General features: G+C 44.4%; 21 protein-coding genes. 14 read left to right on the top strand and 7 right to left on the bottom strand.

All coding sequences use genetic code 11. The features are described 5' to 3' along the window. Window position 1: 1 nt before the first annotated feature. The 3 genes from recO to AAAH86_RS13690 form a co-directional block, all read right to left on the bottom strand. Window positions 2–721 carry a DNA repair protein RecO gene (gene recO / locus AAAH86_RS13680; protein WP_343488210.1) on the bottom strand — a complete coding sequence of 240 codons (720 nt, stop codon included), beginning with the start codon at window positions 719–721 and terminating at the stop codon, window positions 2–4. Between the two features lie 75 nt (window positions 722–796). Continuing rightward, window positions 797–2,140, bottom strand: coding sequence for an NADP-specific glutamate dehydrogenase (gene gdhA / locus AAAH86_RS13685; protein ID WP_343488211.1), 1,344 nt, complete (start codon window positions 2,138–2,140; stop codon window positions 797–799). Window positions 2,141–2,246: 106 nt separating this feature from the next. Beyond that, the gene (locus AAAH86_RS13690) at window positions 2,247–3,401 is read right to left on the bottom strand and encodes a cystathionine gamma-synthase (protein WP_343488212.1); all 1,155 of its coding nucleotides are present in this window, start codon (window positions 3,399–3,401) and stop codon (window positions 2,247–2,249) included. 86 nt (window positions 3,402–3,487) lie between these two features. Here AAAH86_RS13690 and AAAH86_RS13695 point away from each other — a divergent pair, with 86 nt between their 5' ends. From AAAH86_RS13695 to AAAH86_RS13720, 6 genes are all read left to right on the top strand, one after another. Then, window positions 3,488–4,240: a DUF4163 domain-containing protein gene (locus AAAH86_RS13695; RefSeq protein ID WP_343488213.1), complete on the top strand. Its 753-nt coding sequence runs from the start codon at window positions 3,488–3,490 to the stop codon at window positions 4,238–4,240. A 78-nt stretch (window positions 4,241–4,318) separates the two neighbouring features. Then, window positions 4,319–4,621 carry a helix-turn-helix transcriptional regulator gene (locus AAAH86_RS13700; RefSeq protein ID WP_343488214.1) on the top strand — a complete coding sequence of 101 codons (303 nt, stop codon included), beginning with the start codon at window positions 4,319–4,321 and terminating at the stop codon, window positions 4,619–4,621. 181 nt (window positions 4,622–4,802) lie between these two features. Then, window positions 4,803–5,495, top strand: coding sequence for an aspartate/glutamate racemase family protein (locus AAAH86_RS13705; RefSeq protein WP_343488215.1), 693 nt, complete (start codon window positions 4,803–4,805; stop codon window positions 5,493–5,495). Window positions 5,496–5,505: 10 nt separating this feature from the next. Beyond that, window positions 5,506–6,108, top strand: coding sequence for a short chain dehydrogenase (locus tag AAAH86_RS13710; RefSeq protein WP_343488216.1), 603 nt, complete (start codon window positions 5,506–5,508; stop codon window positions 6,106–6,108). Between the two features lie 90 nt (window positions 6,109–6,198). Continuing rightward, the gene (locus AAAH86_RS13715) at window positions 6,199–6,552 is read left to right on the top strand and encodes an ArsC/Spx/MgsR family protein (protein WP_343488217.1); all 354 of its coding nucleotides are present in this window, start codon (window positions 6,199–6,201) and stop codon (window positions 6,550–6,552) included. Next, a complete protein-coding gene (locus tag AAAH86_RS13720) occupies window positions 6,549–7,451 on the top strand; it encodes a DMT family transporter (protein WP_343488218.1) in 903 nt (300 codons plus the stop codon). The genes AAAH86_RS13715 and AAAH86_RS13720 overlap by 4 nt, the downstream gene beginning before the upstream one ends. On the opposite strand, the gene AAAH86_RS13725 is transcribed toward AAAH86_RS13720, so the two are convergent. Further along, complete coding sequence (locus AAAH86_RS13725) at window positions 7,446–7,919, bottom strand: thioesterase family protein (RefSeq protein WP_343488219.1); 474 nt, start codon at window positions 7,917–7,919, stop codon at window positions 7,446–7,448. The genes AAAH86_RS13720 and AAAH86_RS13725 overlap by 6 nt on opposite strands. A 207-nt stretch (window positions 7,920–8,126) precedes the next feature. Here AAAH86_RS13725 and AAAH86_RS13730 point away from each other — a divergent pair, with 207 nt between their 5' ends. Continuing rightward, a complete protein-coding gene (locus AAAH86_RS13730) occupies window positions 8,127–9,101 on the top strand; it encodes a nitronate monooxygenase (protein WP_343488220.1) in 975 nt (324 codons plus the stop codon). A gap of 2 nt (window positions 9,102–9,103) precedes the next feature. On the opposite strand, the gene AAAH86_RS13735 is transcribed toward AAAH86_RS13730, so the two are convergent. Together AAAH86_RS13735 and AAAH86_RS13740 are read right to left on the bottom strand one after the other, a co-directional pair. Further along, window positions 9,104–10,762 carry an FAD-dependent oxidoreductase gene (locus AAAH86_RS13735; RefSeq protein WP_343488221.1) on the bottom strand — a complete coding sequence of 553 codons (1,659 nt, stop codon included), beginning with the start codon at window positions 10,760–10,762 and terminating at the stop codon, window positions 9,104–9,106. Window position 10,763: 1 nt separating this feature from the next. Beyond that, window positions 10,764–11,051, bottom strand: a complete 288-nt coding sequence (locus AAAH86_RS13740; protein WP_343488222.1) for a UBP-type zinc finger domain-containing protein — start codon at window positions 11,049–11,051, stop codon at window positions 10,764–10,766. A 185-nt stretch (window positions 11,052–11,236) separates the two neighbouring features. Here AAAH86_RS13740 and AAAH86_RS13745 point away from each other — a divergent pair, with 185 nt between their 5' ends. From AAAH86_RS13745 to AAAH86_RS13775, 7 genes are all read left to right on the top strand, one after another. Continuing rightward, entirely contained in the window at window positions 11,237–12,253 is a 1,017-nt protein-coding gene (locus AAAH86_RS13745) for a bestrophin family ion channel (protein ID WP_343488223.1), read from the top strand. Next, window positions 12,253–13,227, top strand: a complete 975-nt coding sequence (locus AAAH86_RS13750) for an alpha/beta fold hydrolase (RefSeq protein WP_343488224.1) — start codon at window positions 12,253–12,255, stop codon at window positions 13,225–13,227. Before AAAH86_RS13745 ends, AAAH86_RS13750 begins: the two co-directional genes overlap by 1 nt. Window positions 13,228–13,329: 102 nt before the next feature. Then, window positions 13,330–13,809 carry a cytochrome c gene (locus AAAH86_RS13755; protein WP_343488225.1) on the top strand — a complete coding sequence of 160 codons (480 nt, stop codon included), beginning with the start codon at window positions 13,330–13,332 and terminating at the stop codon, window positions 13,807–13,809. A gap of 68 nt (window positions 13,810–13,877) precedes the next feature. Continuing rightward, window positions 13,878–14,255, top strand: coding sequence for an ester cyclase (locus AAAH86_RS13760; RefSeq protein ID WP_343488226.1), 378 nt, complete (start codon window positions 13,878–13,880; stop codon window positions 14,253–14,255). A 9-nt stretch (window positions 14,256–14,264) separates the two neighbouring features. Then, window positions 14,265–14,975 (top strand): membrane or secreted protein, encoded by a 711-nt coding sequence (locus tag AAAH86_RS13765; RefSeq protein WP_343488227.1) that lies wholly within the window; start codon window positions 14,265–14,267, stop codon window positions 14,973–14,975. A gap of 9 nt (window positions 14,976–14,984) precedes the next feature. Then, on the top strand, window positions 14,985–15,338 hold the full coding sequence (locus AAAH86_RS13770) for a hypothetical protein (RefSeq protein ID WP_343488228.1): 354 nt from the start codon (window positions 14,985–14,987) through the stop codon (window positions 15,336–15,338). Window positions 15,339–15,400: 62 nt separating this feature from the next. After that, entirely contained in the window at window positions 15,401–15,928 is a 528-nt protein-coding gene (locus AAAH86_RS13775; RefSeq protein ID WP_343488229.1) for a hypothetical protein, read from the top strand. 88 nt (window positions 15,929–16,016) lie between these two features. On the opposite strand, the gene AAAH86_RS13780 is transcribed toward AAAH86_RS13775, so the two are convergent. Further along, complete coding sequence (locus AAAH86_RS13780) at window positions 16,017–17,597, bottom strand: SulP family inorganic anion transporter (protein WP_343488230.1); 1,581 nt, start codon at window positions 17,595–17,597, stop codon at window positions 16,017–16,019. Window positions 17,598–17,618: the final 21 nt, after the last annotated feature.

Below are 17,618 nucleotides of genomic sequence, written 5' to 3' on the forward strand. Positions count from 1 at the left end.
ACTAGTTGAAAACGGCATTTAAAACACCCAGAGACTTGGGTTTTCTGAATCCGTGCAAATGTAGCCCAAAATAGAGAACTACCTTGGCCAACAGCTCTTGACGGTCTTTTCTGGTCATGTGTACTGTCTTCAATACATCAAAATTTATGCCCAAAAAGTGTTTGAAGTTTTCAAGTGTTTTTCCCTCCAAAATCGGGTTTAACGATGGTGCGTTGATGAACATGCCCTCTTGAAGGTCAAAATAGCTGGCATTTTTGTACTCATTATCAGGATAAAAGCCCAGATATTTTGTCAGGTTCAGTAAAAAGAGAATATGAAAATTGGGCTCTGGGTCACTGTGGTCTAGCCAGTCAAGAGCATATTGCAAATAATGGAACAATCCTGTATCACTGCCTTGTTCCTGAACACTGTTCGAGAGCATTTCAGCTAGAAAAAGCACCATGCTGTTCTTCAGAATATCAGTATGCAACGTCTTGTAGGGATGGATGGGCTTGGCCTCACGAATGGTTTCCAAAGTACCCTTGTTCTTGTGATTGGCAATAAGCTCCAGCTGCATTAACGGTTGAAAATATGCGGTTTTCAGTTTGCCCCTTTTTGAGGAAAGTATCCCTTTGAGCAAATATGATTTGAGGCCGTCAGACTCTGTAAAGGCTTTGACAATGAGACTGGTATCACCGTATTTGAGTGACGAGAACACGATGGCCTTGGTAGTGACTTGCATTTTTCAAAGATAAAAGACCTTCAAGGTTTCGAAAACCATGAAGGTCTAGGCTGTTATTTTTTAACTCTAGGAAGCTTAAATCACCCCCTGTGCCAACATCGCATCGGCAACCTTTACAAAGCCAGCAATATTGGCTCCCTTGACGTAATTGCAATAGCCGTCTTCTTCCTTACCATATTCAATGCAAGAATCATGTATATCTTCCATGATAGCTTTTAAGCGTTCATCGACTTCTTTACGTGTCCAGCTGATGCGGAGCGAGTTCTGTGACATTTCCAGTCCCGAGGTGGCCACACCCCCTGCATTGGAAGCCTTACCAGGGGCAAATAAAATCTTTGCTTCATGAAATGCATGTATCGCTTCGGGAGTAGACGGCATATTTGCACCCTCGGAAACGACCGTACAGCCATTCTTCAGCAACATTTTTGCATGCTCACCATTCAATTCGTTTTGCGTTGCACAGGGCAGGGCCACATCGCAGGGCACTTCCCAAGGGGCTACGCCTTTTTTATATTCGGCATTAGGATATTGCTTCACATATTCTGAAATGCGTCCACGACGGTTGTTCTTTAAATCCATCACCCATTTCAGTTTTTCCTCATCAATTCCATCCTTGTCATAAATATGCCCGCCTGAATCGGAAAGGGTCAAGACCTTACCACCCAATTGCAATACTTTTTCAGCGGCATACTGAGCGACATTTCCAGAACCGGAAATCACGACATTCTTACCTTTAAAGGAATCATTTTTGGTCTTCAACATGCTATCGGCAAAATACACCGTTCCATATCCCGTAGCCTCTGGACGAATCAACGAACCACCCCAAGACATTCCTTTCCCGGTCAAAACCCCGGTAAATTCATTTCGAATTTTTTTATAGGCCCCGAAAAGAAATCCGATTTCACGAGCACCCACGCCGATGTCACCTGCAGGGACGTCAGTGTTCGGGCCAATGTGCCTGCACAGTTCGAGCATGAAAGAATGGCAAAAACGCATCACCTCATCGTCTGATTTTCCTTTGGGGTCAAAATCAGAACCGCCTTTACCACCACCCATCGGCAATGTGGTCAGACTGTTCTTGAACACCTGTTCAAAGGCCAAAAACTTCAAAACACTCGCATTTACGGTTGGGTGAAATCGAAGCCCGCCTTTATATGGCCCAATGGCCGAGTTCATCTGAATTCGATACCCACGGTTCACATGAATTTCACCGTCATCGTCAACCCATGCCACACGAAACGAAATCAGCCGTTCTGGTTCGACCATGCGCAACAAAATATTTTTACCGTTGTAAATCTCGTGTTTGGCGATGTAGGGAATTACCGTTTCGGCCACTTCTTGTACCGCTTGGATGAATTCAGGTTCATGACCGTTTCTGGTCTTGACCTCATCCATAAATACTTTGATTTTTTCTTCCATTGGGATAGGATATGTGCTGTTAAATTATTGAATTAGGAATTTAAAGTCAAAATTATGCTATTTACATAATTTGGGGGATTGATTTTTAAAAATATTTTGAAGCCCATTATCCTATTGCTTGTTCTAGGTCTGCCATCAAATCGTCAGCATCCTCAATGCCCACACTCAACCGAATCAGCGAATCGACAACACCACTTTTTTCACGCTCCTCTTTGGGTATGCTCGCATGGGTCATACTTGCCGGGTGGCCTGCCAAACTTTCTACACCGCCCAACGATTCAGCCAGGGTAAAGACCTCTAATTTTTCAACGATTTTGACCGCATCTTCAAATGAGCTTCCTTTAGGGATAAAGGAAATCATGCCCCCAAAACCTTTCATCTGGCTTTTGGCGATATCATGGTTGGGATGGTCTTCAAAGCCCGGCCAATACACTTTCTCGATTTTTGGATGCTTTTTCAAATAGTTTGCAATGGCTTCCCCATTTTCGCAGTGGCGCTGCATACGAACATGTAGCGTCTTGATACCACGGAGCACCAAAAAACTGTCCATAGGTCCGCAGACGGCCCCGCTCGCATTTTGGATGAAGTAAAGCTTGTCTGCAAGTTCTTTATCCTTTACCACCAAAGCACCGACAACCACATCGCTATGGCCTCCCAAATACTTGGTCGCTGAATGCATCACGATGTCGGCACCAAGATTCAATGGTTGTTGTAGGTAAGGTGTCGCAAACGTATTGTCAACGGCCAATAGAACACTGTGTTCTTTTGCCAAACCTGCAACAGCCTTTAAATCAACCACGTTCATCATGGGGTTGGTCGGGGTCTCTACCCAAATCAGTTTGGTCTTTTCATTGATTTTTTCTTCAATCGCAGCAACATTCTGCATCCCCACAAAATGAAAGGTGATGCCATACTTTTCAAAGATTTGACGAAAGATGCGGTAACTGCCCCCATACAAATCGTTGGTGGACACCACCTCATCCCCAGGATTCAATAATTTGATGACTGCATCCATCGCGGAAAGTCCACTGGCAAAAGCCAGTCCAAAATTTCCATTTTCGATGCTGGCCAGTGCATTTTCCAAAGCGGTTCGCGTTGGGTTAGCACTGCGCGAATATTCATAGCCTTGATGCCCACCAGGAGTGGTCTGTGCATAGGTCGAGGTTTGGTAAATAGGTGGCATTACGGCCCCATAAGCTTTATCGGGCTGTTGCCCGCCGTGAATGGTTTTGCTATTGAATTTTAAGTCTTTTTTGCTCATTTTGTATAATTGTTGTGCAAAGGTATCGTTATTGTTTTAGAGCCTATTTGGAAATTTATCAATTGTTTTCTTATGCCCCTGCTTTCATGAAAAAAATTACGTTTTGTCTGTTGCTGTTGCTTGCCATTGGTTGCGAAAAAAAAGAAAAACTTACGTTTGAAACCATGACGTTGACCAACGAAGGCTGTAGTGACTGCCCGGCGATGGTGATCAAAATTCCCAAAGTGTTGAGTGAGAACAAGGTGGCCCAAACCATCAACACCGCTTTACGTGAAGAGATCATCTATTCTTTGAGTTTTGAGGATGAAAATGACGCTTCAGATATTGAAGGGGCCATGGACTCTTTTACTGCTGAGTATCATAAAATGAAGAGTGAATTCCCCGATATGGCGAGCCTCTCAGAATGGGAAGCAGAAATCAAAGCCGAGGTCATTTATGAAGATAAAAGTCTCGTCACCATTCAACTCAATGGGTACACCTACACGGGCGGCGCCCACGGTTACGGGTATACCACATATCTAAATTTTGATAAAGATAAGGGGGAAGAGCTTGACAATTGGCAGCTTTTCAAAGACCTAGAGGGTTTTACAACATTGGCAGAAACCAAATTCAGAAGCGAGCAGGACATTCCCAAAAATGGAGACATCAATACAACAGGCTTCATGTTTGAAAAAAACCAATTTCACCTTGCAGATAATATCGGATTCACTCCCGAAGGGCTCCAGATGGTCTACAACCAATACGAGGTGGCGTCGTATGCCGATGGACCTATACTACTCACCATTTCTTTTGATGAAGCCAATCCGTTCTTGAAAAAAACCTTCCAGCCAAAGTTGTAGTTCTCAAGAAATGGAGGTTTTTAATGTTAAACATATCTAATTTTTTCGATATATCGATATGTTTTATATATTTGCTTCATGGATATTGTGGAAATAAGCAAAGTTCTCGCCAATAAAACCCGGGTAGATATCTTGAAATGGTTGAAAAATCCTGAAGAAAACTTTCCGCCACACCAAGATATCGATCATTTTGATGACGGGGTTTGTGTCGGTTTCATTCAGGACAAGGCTGGCTTGTCACAATCGACAATATCAACCTATTTGAACTCGATGCAAAATGCTGATTTGCTCATCCCTACCAGACATGGTAAGTGGACATACTATAGAAGAAACGAAGAGGTCATTAACGCGTATGTAAATACGTTAAAAGATAAATTATAAAAAATTTGATTATACAAATCGATAAATAGCGAAATATCAATATTATGGCAAACTCCACAAGCTGCGTTATCAAAGATCGCACACCCAAAGAAAAAAGCTGGAGCGGCCATCTGGTAAGGTGGTTTCTATCGGTAAAAATCCTTGGAGCTGAACAAATGTCAAAAACTAAATAAGTTAAAATATGAAAACAATAGGTTTGATCGGGGGTATGAGCTGGCAGTCCTCTAAGTTTTATTATGAATATCTGAACCAGATTGTTGCAGATACTTTAGGTGGAAGCCATTCTGCCAGAATTTTAATGAGTTCTGTTGACTTTGCCATAATCGAGAAATTGTCCTTTGAAGACAATTGGGCAGAGATTGGAAAATTGATGGCCATAGAAGCCAAAAGGTTGGAGGATGCTGGTGCCGATGTCATTATTCTGGGCTCAAATACCATTAACATGGTCAGCAATTACATTACGGCAGCGGTAGCCATTCCCTTTATACACATCGCTCAAGCTACAGGAGAAGCTATCAAAAGGAGGGGGGTTAAAAGAGTTGGGCTCTTGGGAACAAAATTTACCATGGAAAAAGACTTTTACACCAAAATGCTTGAAGAAGATTTTGGTCTTGAGGTCACCATTCCAAATGTTGAAGACAGAGACACCGTGCACACCATTATATATCAAGAACTGGCAAAGGGTGTGTTCACAGAATCTTCCAAAAAAAAGTGTCTGTCCATAATCGAAAATATGACCGCCCAAGGTGCTGATGGTATTATTTTAGGGTGCACTGAACTTCCCATATTGATTCCAGAAGATGAAATTGATGCTCCTTCCTTTGATACTACGATGATTCATTCAAAGGCGGCTGTCAAGTTTGTATTAAACTAAAGCGAAACAGATGAAAATTTTAATTGTAGGTGGCAACGGAACCATTGGCAAGCATGTTGCCGAGCACTTCAAAAAAAACGAAGAGGTAATCATTGCCGGACGAAGCAGCGGTGATTTTCTTGTAGATATCGAATCAAGTAACTCTATCGAAAGACTATTTAAAAAAACAGAAAAGTTAGATGCCATTGTTAATGTCGCCGGTGAAGCCAAGTGGGATTATTTCAGCAATCTGAAAGAAGAAGATTACTACGTTGGAATAAAAAGTAAACTCATGGGGCAGGTGAATCTTGCCCGAATAGGCAAGTCTTATTTAAACACAAATGGCTCCATTACCTTGACTACGGGCATTTTAGCAGATGACCCGGTTGAAAAAACCGCAAGTGCGGCTATGGTGAACGGGGCAATTCATAGCTTTGTCAAAGCCGCTTCTTTAGATTTAAAATTCGGCATTCGGCTCAATGCAGTTTCTGCGGGAACCGTGGATGCCGCATTTGAAAAGTATAGAGAATTTTTTCCCGGGCATAATCCTGTGCCAATGGCTAAAGTGGTCAACGGATACGTGCGAAGTGTTCTGGGAAAGAACAATGGTCAAGTAATTCGAATTTATGAATAATAGTTAAACTAAAATTGAATGGATTCCCATCTTCATGGGAATGACAAAGAACAGATTTCCACCATCGTGGAAATGAAAAAATAATAATTGATGAAAAAAATATTCCATTTGGAAACCTGCAAAACGTGTCAAAAAATCTTGAAAGAACTCGAACCATTGGATGGCATTGAACTCCGAGAAATCAAATCAAAGGGCATCACCAAAGATGAGTTGGAAGAAATGCGAGCCCTAACTGATAGTTACGAATCATTGTTCAGCCGCCGTGCCATGTTGTTTCGACAGCGGGGTCTAAACGATGAAGATTTGGGCGAGGAAGATTACAAAAACTTGATTTTGGAACATTACACCTTTTTAAAACGCCCTGTAGTAGTTGTCGATGGCCAAATCTTTATCGGCAACGCCAAAAAACAGGTCGAAGGGGCCAAAGCCGCCTTGCACGGATGAGCAAAAGAACGCTCGCTCTTTTGGCTGCCGTAGCGGCCACCACCATTTATGGCATTAACCATACTATTGCCAAGGGGGTCATGCCTACTTATGTCACCCCTTTTGGGTTTATCTTTCTGCGGGTTGTAGGTGCGGCGATACTCTTTTGGGGCGTTTCATTTTTTGGCCCGAAAGAGAAAATTGAAAAGCGGGATTGGGGCAGGCTCGTTCTAGCGGCTTTGTTGGGCATGGTCATCAACATGTTGGCCTTTTTTAAGGGATTGGAACTCTCTACGCCCATCAACAGCTCGGTACTTGTCACCATAAGCCCCATTATCGTTGTCATCTTATCCGCTTTTTTCTTGAGCGAGCGTATCACCTTCAATAAGGGCTTTGGAATTTTTCTGGGCTTTGTAGGCGCACTTGGGCTCGTACTTTTCGGGGCAGAATTGCGGCAAGATGCCCCGAACATTCCGTTGGGCAACAGTTTGTTTATTTTGAATGCCACCTCGTACGGAGCATACCTTGTTGTGGCCAAAAAATTGGTCTCAAAATACCACCCTTTTACCTTGATGAAGTGGTTGTTCACCATAGCAGTGGTTATCAACCTCCCCATCACTTTTACAGAGTTTACCCAAATTGAATGGGCCACCATGCCTTTTTGGGCCTACGGTGTGATTGCCTTTGTCATTGTCGGCACCACCTTCTGCACCTATTTGTTCAACATTTTTGCCATGACCGAACTCAAGGCGTCAACCATTGGGGCTTTTATCTATGTACAACCTGTCATCGGAATTCTTTTTGCGCTGGTTACCGGAAAAGATGCATTGACCACGATTAAAATTTTAGCTGCGATTTTAGTGCTGGTGGGAGTGTATCTCGCGAGTAAAAGAGCCCCTCTCGGTCCCCCCAAGCTATAAGTCTTTGGGTGTTCTTGCGTATTTTCGGGTATCGGCTTTGGTCAGCGTTTTAAAATCATCTGCTTTCTCCATATTGTCAAAGGCATCCAAAAATTCTTGGGGCAAAGCGGTTAGTTTTCGTTCCTGTAAATCCATCCACGCCCCCATCATTTCGCATCGGGCAAAGTTTTTTCCATCCGCATCATAAAAATCATGTTGAAACTCAAAGAACATGCCGTCTTCGCTCATACCATTGAACCCTAAGGAAACCTTGATGGGTCTGCCTGGAAACACCTCCTTAAAATAATACACGTGCTCGTAGAAAACCACGGGGCCAATATTGTATTTGGCCATGGTTTTTTGGTTGAAGCCTAGCTGCCCCAAATAGGCCATGCGGGTATGGCTCATAAAATTGATATAGGCCGAATTGGCCAAGTGGCGGTTGGCATCGAGGTCGCTCCAACGGATTTCAAATTCCTTATAAAACATTTTTCTTAAGACTTAAGACCGCTTTGCTTTTAGACGAAAGATTAAAGACTTCTTGAGACTATCTTTCACAGCGGATGATATTTTAAAATATTCCTTCTTTTAGCTTAATCTGCAAAATAAACTATGCACGCATAATACCTCGTAAAAATACCATAGTTTTGAGGGAAACGCCATTTCGATAATTAAATTTTCTGAAAATCCTTTACGATGAGCCAAAAAGTACCTTTCATCAACGACCTTGCACTACCGGTCATAGCCGCCCCTATGTTTTTAATCTCTGGACCAAAACTGGTCATTGAATGTTGTAAAAACGGAATCGTGGGCACTTTTCCTGCCCTGAACCAACGCTCGAGTGAAGGCTTCGAAGAATGGCTCATCGAAATCAAATCGGAACTCAAAAAATTTGAAGAGGAAACGGGACAAAAAGCAGCCCCGTTCGGGGTGAATTTAATAGTGCACCCTACAAATCCTAGATTAGAAGCCGATCTCAAACTCTGTGTCAAACAACAAGTGCCACTCATCATTACCTCTTTGGGGGCGGTTCGCCAAGTGGTCGATGCGGTGCACAGCTATGGTGGACTCGTGTTTCACGACATCATCAAAAAACGGCATGCCGAAAAGGCTTCAGAAGCAGGGGTTGACGGACTTATTTTGGTCTCCGCTGGGGCGGGAGGCCATGCGGGCACCATCAATCCGATGACTTTGGTGGCCGAGGTCAAAAAATTCTTTGACAAGACCATTATTCTCTCTGGCTGCATCAGTACAGGTCGTGACATTGCCTCTGCCATGCAGATGGGTGCTGATCTGGCCTATATGGGCACCCGATTTATCAATGCCAAAGAAAGCAAGGCTCCCGATGAGTACAAGAAGATGATCATTGAAGCTGGGGCCAGCGACGTGACCTATACGGCGGCCATTTCAGGGGTGCATGCCAATTTTTTGTCCGCCAGTCTCAAAGCTGCGGGCATCACTGAAGAGGATTTAAAAAAGGATACGAAAATTGATTTCGGCAAAGAACTTGATACCGAGGCCAAAGCTTGGAAAACGATTTGGTCGGCCGGTCAGGGTGTCGCTACGATTGAGAACACCTTGCCTGTTTCTGAATTGGTGGCACAATTGAAATCGGAGTTTAAGGAAGCGATAAAGGAGCAGACCGCCTTGCTGGAAAGATTTCCAAAATAATTTTAGGCTTCCACTGCTTCTTCCGTAGCCTTTAAGTCACTCAAAAACTGGTGCACTTGGCTGACCGCCATGGAGCCCTCGCCCACAGCGGAGGCCACACGTTTGACAGATCCTTTCCGAACATCGCCCACAGCGAAGAATCCAGGAATACTGGTCTCCAACGACTGGGGCTTGCGCTCTCGAAAAATGGGGCAATTCAACAGTTTTTCTTCTTTGATGCCCGGACCAGTGCAGATAAAACCGCGTTCGTCGGTCTCCACCAAATCTTGTAGCCAATCCGTGCAGGGTTTGGCGCCGATAAACGTGAATAGGTTGGTGATGTTTTTTTGTATCCGTTCGCCATCCCCATTTTTCAATACCACAGATTCTAAATGATATTGGCCGTGCAACTCTACAACCTCAGTATGCAGTTGCACCATAATATTTTCCGCTGCCTCGATACGCTGCACCAAATAGTTGCTCATTTTGGCCCCCAAATCGCCACCGCGAAGAATCACATGAACTTCCTTGGCATGGTCGGCCAAAAATAGGGCCGCTTGCCCTGCAGAGTTTCCACCTCCCACAACACCGACCAACTCATCTTTACAGGCTGAGGCGTTCATGCCTGTAGCGGAATAGTAAACGCCACTGCCTTCATATTTTTCGATGTTGTCAATGGGCAGTTGTCGATAGTTGGCTCCTGTAGCCGCCATCACAGCTTTGGTCTTGATGACCTTGTCATTGGTGGCTATGATGATAAAATGGCTTCCTGTGTGCTCGATGCTTTCCGCCCTATGCGGAATCGAAATATTGCACCCAAACTTTTGCGCCTGTACATAGGCACGGTTGGCAAGGTCGCTTCCTGAAATCCCTGTTGGGAAGCCCAGATAATTTTCAATTTTTGAGCTTTTTCCCGCTTGTCCGCCCGGGGCCTTGCTATCGATGGTCACAACATCCAATCCCTCCGATGCGGCATATACACTGGCCGCCAAACCTGCAGGCCCCGCACCGATGACCAAAAGGTCAAAGACCTTATCCTCAAAATCCATCAAGACACCCGCATAACGTGCGAGTTCATCCAAAGACGGATTTTGACATACCTTGGCATCGTTGTTTATGAGTATCGGCAGGTCATCCTCAGACAATCCAAAATTGTTCAAAAGTTCTTTGGCTTCCTTTGAGGTGTCGACATCCAAGAAGTTATACCAAAGGTGGTTTTTGTCCATAAAATCACGAATCGCATAGGTTTCCTTTGAGTTGGACGAGCCGATTAATTTTATTCCTCCCACAAATTCAGACAGTACTGTTTCTTGTCGCAATAAAAAGGCGTTCAGCAACACATCACTGATATCACTGTGCTTGGCAATGGCTTCCTTTAGGCGTTTTGGTGTGATGCGCAGTACACAGGTGTTGGGTTGTGCTACCGCGTGAAATTGGGCGCCTCTGTTCGAGAGCATGCCGCTGTCGCCCGTAAACTCATTTTTTTGGTGCACCACAATGGGCTTGTTGTCATTGTAGGGGTCTTCGATGGAAATCTCGCCCGCCATGACCACAAAAAAATCGTATTGCAGGTCACCCAAACTGAAGATTCGAGTGGCTTCTCCATAGCTTTCAATTTTGCCGTATTCTTTGAGCGTCGCAATCTGGCGTGCCGTCAATTCAGGAAATCTAGGGTCTTTCATATCAATCTTGGTATTTTACAATCGTACGGTGCTCATAGCACCAAAGCCAATTTTCATTGGGCTCGGCCGAAGAAATGACAGGATGTTCGTGTGATTTAGCATGTTTACTGGCATGTTGGTTCGGCGAGCTGTCACAGCAAAGGGTAGTGCCACATTCCTGGCAGGTTCTCAAATGTACCCATCTGTCACCAACCTCAACGCATGCTTTACATTCATAAGCTTTGGCCTCCTTGATTTCTTGAATAGCCTGAAAATGTTCGCATTTTTTACCCCGCAATTCCATATCCATTAAAAATACGACAAACTTTACTTTTCAATTTATCCTCAACATCAATTCTTGATGGGATTTCAGTATTTTTAGACAGGAGTTTTTCTTGGTTCATGGGATTCGAGCGAAAAAAATGGATTTTGCGGCTAGATGAAGGTTTTTACAGTAAATCGTGTGAGCCGAGAAAAACTCAATAACCAATCGTTATGTACATCAAAAGAAATATTGGCTGGGGGCTGATTTTGAGGTATGCTTGGAAAAACCTCGTTTTCTTCACTATCTATGCTTTTGCCATTTTCAGCATTTATTATTTTTTGGGATGGAAGTTCATTGACATTCCATTTCAGCCGCTGACCGTTATCGGTATCGCCGTCGCCTTTTATGTCGGCTTTAAGAACAGCCAGAGCTATGACCGCTTTTGGGAGGGACGCAAAATATGGGGCGGCATAGTCAACTACAGCCGAACGTGGGGCATACAAGTGCTGTCTTTTGTACACAGTGGCGATGCCAAAAAAGATAAGGAGACCCAAAGGCGTATGATCCATCGCCATATCGCTTGGCTCAACGCATTGCGGGTACAACTGCGCCAGCCCAAATCATGGGCCATCAAAGAGGGGCGAATGGTCGAAAAAATGTTTGATAAACATGGTGAGCGCAACATTTCATGCAACGAGGCCTACAACTACGTCAGCATGCGCGAGTTCAGTGATTTGAAAAAAAGGGTCAATCCGGCCACGCATTTGGTAAAAAACCAGGCCATGGATGTTACCAAACTACGCGAGGAAAACAGCATCGATGGCTTTCAGGAAGACCAGCTACAAAGCGTGTTGGAGGAGTTCTACAACCTTCAGGGCAAGTGTGAGCGTATCAAGAACACTCCTTTTCCGCGTCAATATGCGTACTTCTCAAGGGTATTTACATGGATTTTTGTGCTATTGGTTCCTTTGGGCTTGCTGAATGTCTTTGAACGGCATTTACAGGATTTTGCTTCCTCTGGAATGGGATGGATGATTTTTTTACAGATTCCGTTTTCGGTGCTCATTTCATGGATTTTCATCACCATGGAAACGGTGGGCGACAATAGTGAAGATCCCTTTGAAGGCCGAATCAATGACGTGCCAATGACCGCTCTCTGCCGCACCATTGAAATTGATTTGCGTGATATGTTGAATGAGGATGATTTGCCCGAACCAGTAGCCCCAAAAGACAATATTTTGTATTGATGCCCTTGGTGCCTCCCCAAAATTATCAGCCATCATGGTTTTTTCGCAATGGTCATCTTTCGACCATTTACCAAGCTGTTTTTCGAAAAATCAAAGGAGTCGAACAGCAACGTGAACGTATCGAACTGCCCGACGGTGATTTTCTGGATCTGGATTGGAGCCATTCCAATGGAAAATCTAAAAAAGTGGTCATTCTCCTGCACGGATTGGAAGGTGACGGCCAACGACACTACATCATGGGCAGTGCCAAGGTTTTGAACCAAAACGGTTTTGATGCCTGCGCCCTCAACTTTCGCGGGTGCAGCGGTGAACCCAATCGTCTGTACCGTTCTTATCATTCTGGTGCCGCCAAAGATTTGGAGGCAGTCATCGACCATATTCTTACCACAAAAACACATTCAGAAATTTTTTTAATGGGATTCAGTCTCGGTGGCAACCTGTTGCTAAAATATTTGGGCGAAAATGAAACGCTTCCCCCAGAAATCAAAGCTGGATTGGGTGTTTCGGTGCCTTGCGACCTCAAGGAAGCATGTGTTGAGTTGATGAAACCCAAAAACTGGATTTATTCGAATCGCTTCAAGAAATACCTCTTGACCAAACTGCGAATCAAACAAAAGCTCTTTCCTGAACGGATTACCAAAACGGACATTAAATCCATTAAAACCTTAAAAGATTTTGATGATGCGTACACCGCTCCCGCCCATGGTTTTAGAGATGCCTTTGATTACTACAAACAATGTAGTTGCAAGCAATTTCTGCCCCATATCAAAATGCCCAGTTTGATCATCAACGCTGAGAACGACACGTTTTTGGGTCAGAATTGTTATCCTGTAAAAGAGGCCAAAGAAAATCCAAACCTACATCTTGAAATACCCACTTTTGGGGGCCACGTTGGTTTTTGGGGAAAACAGAATGTCACCTATGCCGAGCAACGGGCTGTGGAGTTTTTCACATCGTTTCGAGAATCCCCATGACTATTCGGAAAGAAGCAATATTTCTACATTAAACGGATTACTTCGCTACGCTCGTAATGACTAACAAGATTTACTTATATTAGTGTTTCTAATCAAATGAACATGAAAAAACTTATCCTGTTTCTTGCCTTAGGGGCATTCATAGTCAGTTGTGGCGAAAAAAAAGAAAAGAAAGACGATGGCTTTGAGGTCAGCCGAAAAAAGACCGAAGAAAAAGTGGCCGAATCTTCTGAGGGCGTTCCCGTAGATTTAAGCAACAAAGGCGTGGGACCCATCAAAAATTTGGAGTTTCCCGATGAAATCAACGAAGAGATGGCCGCCCGTGGCGAGGCCAAGTTCAATGCCATTTGCGTGGCCTGTCACATGACCAACCAACGTATGATAGGACCAGCCATGGCTGGGGTTTACGAACGAAGGAGTCCTGAGTGGGTGATGAACATGATGTTGAATCCTGATGGAATGTTGAAAGAAGATCCCATTGCCAAAGCATTGTTAAAGGAATATAACAATGCCATCATGCTCAACCAAAACCTCACCGAAGACGAGGCAAGAGATTTAGCAGAGTACTTGAGAACATTATAAAATCTTATTTAAATGCTATGAAATGCTGTTACCAAATCCAACTCTGGTAACAGTATTTTTTATTTCAAATGGATTTAGAAAAAAACAAACAAAACGCCATCGCATTTTATAGAACGGCCTATTTGGGCAATCCGAAAAAAGCAGTGGAAAAATATGTGGGTGGCCAATATATTCAACACAATCCCGATGTTGTGGATGGTACTCAGGGGTTCATTGATTATTTTGAGCGGATGCAAAGAGAATATCCAGATAAATCCATTGATTTTGTAAGATGTATTGCCGAAGGAGATTTGGTGGCACTGCACACTCATCAAACGTGGCCTGGCAATGACCAATATGTGACCATGGATTTCTTTCGGTTTGATGAAAACGGGAAAATCTGTGAACATTGGGATGCCATTCAACAAATTCCACAGAAATCAGCAAATCCAAATATGATGTATTAATAATAAAACATGAAAATTCTTATCACAACCTTTGCCATTCTCTTTTCTTTTTTGACTTTGAATTCGCAATCCCTTATCGGCGCTTGGGAAGCCAATGGAGATATTAGGGGCAAAAAAGTACGCAGTGTTGTCATCTTCTCTGACAATCATCAAGTGGGCACCTTTTATGATGCTGAAACTGGTGCCTTTATGGGCACAAATGGCGGCAGTTGGAGTTTGGAGGATAAAACCATTACAGAAGTTATAGAGTTTGATACCGAAAATCCAGCACGGGTTGGTCAAACCAATACCTTTGAAATCGATGTATCTGATGACGAGCTTAAAATTCAAGGAGCCCCCTTGGTTTGGAAACGCATTGACAATGGCACACCAGGCGAGTTGGACGGAGCTTGGTTGATATCTGGCCGAAAAGTGGACGGCGAAATGCGGAGCATGGATACCACCCGCCCTCGAAAGACCATGAAAATATTGTCAGGCACCCGTTTTCAATGGATTGCCTATAATACCGAGACCAAGGAGTTTATGGGCACGGGCGGGGGCACCTACACAACCGAAAACGGCAAATACATCGAGAATATCGAATTCTTTTCACGTGATGATTCCCGTGTCGGGGCCACGCTCGAATTTGATTACGAACTGAAAAATGGCGACTGGCACCATTCGGGTCTGAGCAGTAAGGGCCAGCCGATATATGAAGTTTGGAGCAAAAGGCTCCCTTAAAAATAGCGTATGCGATTACTATTATTTTTATCGATTCCCTTTTTGGTGATCGGTCAACAAACCCCTGAGAAAAAAGAACAGCTTTTTATAGCCCTTTATACCGTAGGCAAAAATTGGGATGCTGAAAAACCGCCCAATGAGCAGACCCATTTTAAAGAGCACTCAAGCTTCTTGCAGCAACTTCGCAGTGACAAAAGTATTGCCATGGGTGCCCGCTACGGTGATACGGGCATGGTAATATTCAAGGCCATGGACCTAGAGTCTGCAAAGATGCTTATCAATTCTGATATTGCCGTACAGAACCAACTTTTTGATGTTGAAGTGCATGCATTCGCACCGTTCTATAAAGGTTGTATCGAATGAAAACAGAAATCCTTTTTATCATATTAGTCCTATTTTCGGCAGTGCATATACAATCTCAAGATATGGAGCTCCCCTTCCGAGAAATTCCTGAACAACCCGTCGAATATTCATCTGGGAATATCGTTTCAAGGATGGTTGACGGACTCGGATTTCGGTATTATTGGGCGACAGAGGGATTGACCCAAGAAGATTTGGAGTACCGCCCTACTGCCGAAGGCCGCAGTGTCATTGAAACCTTGCAGCATATCTATGGCATGTCAGACATGATACAAAACGCTGCAGATGCCAAGCCCAATGTTCGGCCTATGGATTTTTCTAAATTCACATTTCAAGAGTTGCGAAAAATGACCCTTGAAAACCTAGAGAATGCAAGTGCCCGATACGCTGCTATGCAGGCTCATGATTTTGAGTTTTCAAAAGTGGTGTTTCAACGGGGCGATAACCAAGCCGATTTCCCATTTTGGAATCTGCTCAACGGCATGCTTTCCGATTGTATCTACCATGCGGGGCAGATTACCTTGATGCGGCGCATGAACGGCAATCCCATCAATCCGAATATCAGTGTGTTTACTGGTAAGGTGAGGGAATAATGATTGCGAACTGTCAGACTGAGCGCAGTCGAAGTCAAAGTGAAGCAATCTCAATCAAAAGAAGCGGATTACTTTGCTACGCTCGTAATCAAAGCCCCCAGACCTTAAAAGGATTTTCACCATCTTTAGTGGGTTTTCGCTGTGGCTTGTCGGTTACCACCTTGTACGTGGGATCTTCCAAGACATTGACTTCAATAATGTCATCTGCGTTTTCAAGCAAACGGATGCAATCGCGGCTCAAATGTTTCAAGTGTACTTTTTTGCCCACTTTTTGATAGCGCTCCGTGATTTTGTTCAAGGCCTCGATAGCAGACATATCGACCACACGGCTTTCCTTAAAGTCAATAACCACCTCATCGGGGTCGTTCAATACATCGAACTTTTCACCAAAAAGACTCGTACTGCCAAAAAATAACGGTCCGTAAATTTCGTAGTGTTTGACCCCGTTTTCATCGATTCGCTTTCGTGCACGGATGCGTTTGGCATTGTCCCATGCAAAAACCAGTGCCGAAATGATGACGCCTACCAAAACGGCCAACGCCAAGTTGTGCAAGAACACCGTCACCAAGGTCACCAATACCATGACCAACACATCTGATTTTGGCATTCTACGAAAGGTGCGCAGACTGGCCCACTCGAACGTACCTAATGCGACCATGACCATAAGGCCTGTCAAGGCGGCCATCGGTACTTTCTCGATCAGTTCTGATCCAAACATCACAAAAGCCAATAGCATGAGCGAGGCCACAATACCTGAAAGCCTTGCTCTCGCGCCATTGGAAATGTTGATCAAACTCTGCCCAATCATCGCACAACCGCCCATACCCGAAAAGAGTCCGGACAAAATGTTGGCCGCCCCTTGTGCCACGGCTTCCTTATTGCCGCGACCACGGGTTTCGGTGATTTCATCCACAATGTTCAGGGTCAAGAGGCTTTCTATCAATCCTACCCCAGCGACGATTGCCGCATAGGGAAAGATGATTTTCAACGTTTCCAAAGAAAAGGGCAAATCGGGGATATGAAATGGTGGAAAACCACCTTTGATGGAAGCGATATCGCCGATGGTGCGCGTTTCCAATCCGAAGAAAAATACAATGCCAAAAACCAACAAAATCGCCACCAAGGATGCGGGCACCACCTTGCTCAATTTTGGCAACCCCCAGATGACGAGCATGGTCAACAGCACCAGACCCAAAAACATATAGAGCGTCACGCCCGAAAGCCAATTGCCATCGGTGGTCTTGAATTGGTCCAGTTGTGACATAAAAATGATGATGGCAAGGCCGTTCACAAATCCAAAAATCACGGGATGCGGCACCAAACGCATCAATTTGCCCAGACGCAGAAACCCTGCTGCCATTTGAAGGAGTCCCGCTAAAATAACGGTGGCGAACACATACTCAACCCCAAAATCCTTGGCCAACGAGACAATGACCACGGCAATCGCTCCGGTAGCCCCGGAAATCATTCCGGGCCGGCCCCCGAAAATGGAGGTGACCAAGCCCATCACAAAAGCCGCATAGAGTCCAGTAAGCGGCGAAAGCCCAGCAATAAAGGCAAAAGCAATGGCCTCGGGCACCAAGGCCAAGGCCACGGTCAGGCCTGAAAGTATTTCAGTGCGATAGTTGACCTTTTGGGAGAAATCAAAGAGATTCAAGTACTTCTTCATGGCTTCCGTTTGAAGCGGGCA

This window comes from Allomuricauda sp. d1, assembly GCF_039592695.1.
In the GTDB taxonomy this organism is placed as follows: Bacteria; Bacteroidota; Bacteroidia; order Flavobacteriales; family Flavobacteriaceae; genus Flagellimonas_A.

What these genes read in the sequence shown, in the direction of transcription:
- recO (WP_343488210.1), bottom strand. Translation starts at nt 721, where the DNA reads ATGCAAGTCACTACCAAGGCCATCGTGTTCTCGTCACTCAAATACGGT.
- AAAH86_RS13705 (WP_343488215.1), top strand. Translation starts at nt 4,803, where the DNA reads ATGAAAACAATAGGTTTGATCGGGGGTATGAGCTGGCAGTCCTCTAAG.
- AAAH86_RS13775 (WP_343488229.1), top strand. Translation starts at nt 15,401, where the DNA reads ATGGAGCTCCCCTTCCGAGAAATTCCTGAACAACCCGTCGAATATTCA.
- AAAH86_RS13690 (WP_343488212.1), bottom strand. Translation starts at nt 3,401, where the DNA reads ATGAGCAAAAAAGACTTAAAATTCAATAGCAAAACCATTCACGGCGGG.
- AAAH86_RS13780 (WP_343488230.1), bottom strand. Translation starts at nt 17,597, where the DNA reads ATGAAGAAGTACTTGAATCTCTTTGATTTCTCCCAAAAGGTCAACTAT.
- AAAH86_RS13715 (WP_343488217.1), top strand. Translation starts at nt 6,199, where the DNA reads ATGAAAAAAATATTCCATTTGGAAACCTGCAAAACGTGTCAAAAAATC.
- AAAH86_RS13740 (WP_343488222.1), bottom strand. Translation starts at nt 11,051, where the DNA reads ATGGATATGGAATTGCGGGGTAAAAAATGCGAACATTTTCAGGCTATT.
- AAAH86_RS13750 (WP_343488224.1), top strand. Translation starts at nt 12,253, where the DNA reads ATGCCCTTGGTGCCTCCCCAAAATTATCAGCCATCATGGTTTTTTCGC.
- AAAH86_RS13710 (WP_343488216.1), top strand. Translation starts at nt 5,506, where the DNA reads ATGAAAATTTTAATTGTAGGTGGCAACGGAACCATTGGCAAGCATGTT.
- AAAH86_RS13755 (WP_343488225.1), top strand. Translation starts at nt 13,330, where the DNA reads ATGAAAAAACTTATCCTGTTTCTTGCCTTAGGGGCATTCATAGTCAGT.
- AAAH86_RS13720 (WP_343488218.1), top strand. Translation starts at nt 6,549, where the DNA reads ATGAGCAAAAGAACGCTCGCTCTTTTGGCTGCCGTAGCGGCCACCACC.
- gdhA (WP_343488211.1), bottom strand. Translation starts at nt 2,140, where the DNA reads ATGGAAGAAAAAATCAAAGTATTTATGGATGAGGTCAAGACCAGAAAC.
- AAAH86_RS13745 (WP_343488223.1), top strand. Translation starts at nt 11,237, where the DNA reads ATGTACATCAAAAGAAATATTGGCTGGGGGCTGATTTTGAGGTATGCT.
- AAAH86_RS13760 (WP_343488226.1), top strand. Translation starts at nt 13,878, where the DNA reads ATGGATTTAGAAAAAAACAAACAAAACGCCATCGCATTTTATAGAACG.
- AAAH86_RS13725 (WP_343488219.1), bottom strand. Translation starts at nt 7,919, where the DNA reads ATGTTTTATAAGGAATTTGAAATCCGTTGGAGCGACCTCGATGCCAAC.
- AAAH86_RS13700 (WP_343488214.1), top strand. Translation starts at nt 4,319, where the DNA reads ATGGATATTGTGGAAATAAGCAAAGTTCTCGCCAATAAAACCCGGGTA.
- AAAH86_RS13730 (WP_343488220.1), top strand. Translation starts at nt 8,127, where the DNA reads ATGAGCCAAAAAGTACCTTTCATCAACGACCTTGCACTACCGGTCATA.
- AAAH86_RS13695 (WP_343488213.1), top strand. Translation starts at nt 3,488, where the DNA reads ATGAAAAAAATTACGTTTTGTCTGTTGCTGTTGCTTGCCATTGGTTGC.
- AAAH86_RS13735 (WP_343488221.1), bottom strand. Translation starts at nt 10,762, where the DNA reads ATGAAAGACCCTAGATTTCCTGAATTGACGGCACGCCAGATTGCGACG.
- AAAH86_RS13765 (WP_343488227.1), top strand. Translation starts at nt 14,265, where the DNA reads ATGAAAATTCTTATCACAACCTTTGCCATTCTCTTTTCTTTTTTGACT.
- AAAH86_RS13770 (WP_343488228.1), top strand. Translation starts at nt 14,985, where the DNA reads ATGCGATTACTATTATTTTTATCGATTCCCTTTTTGGTGATCGGTCAA.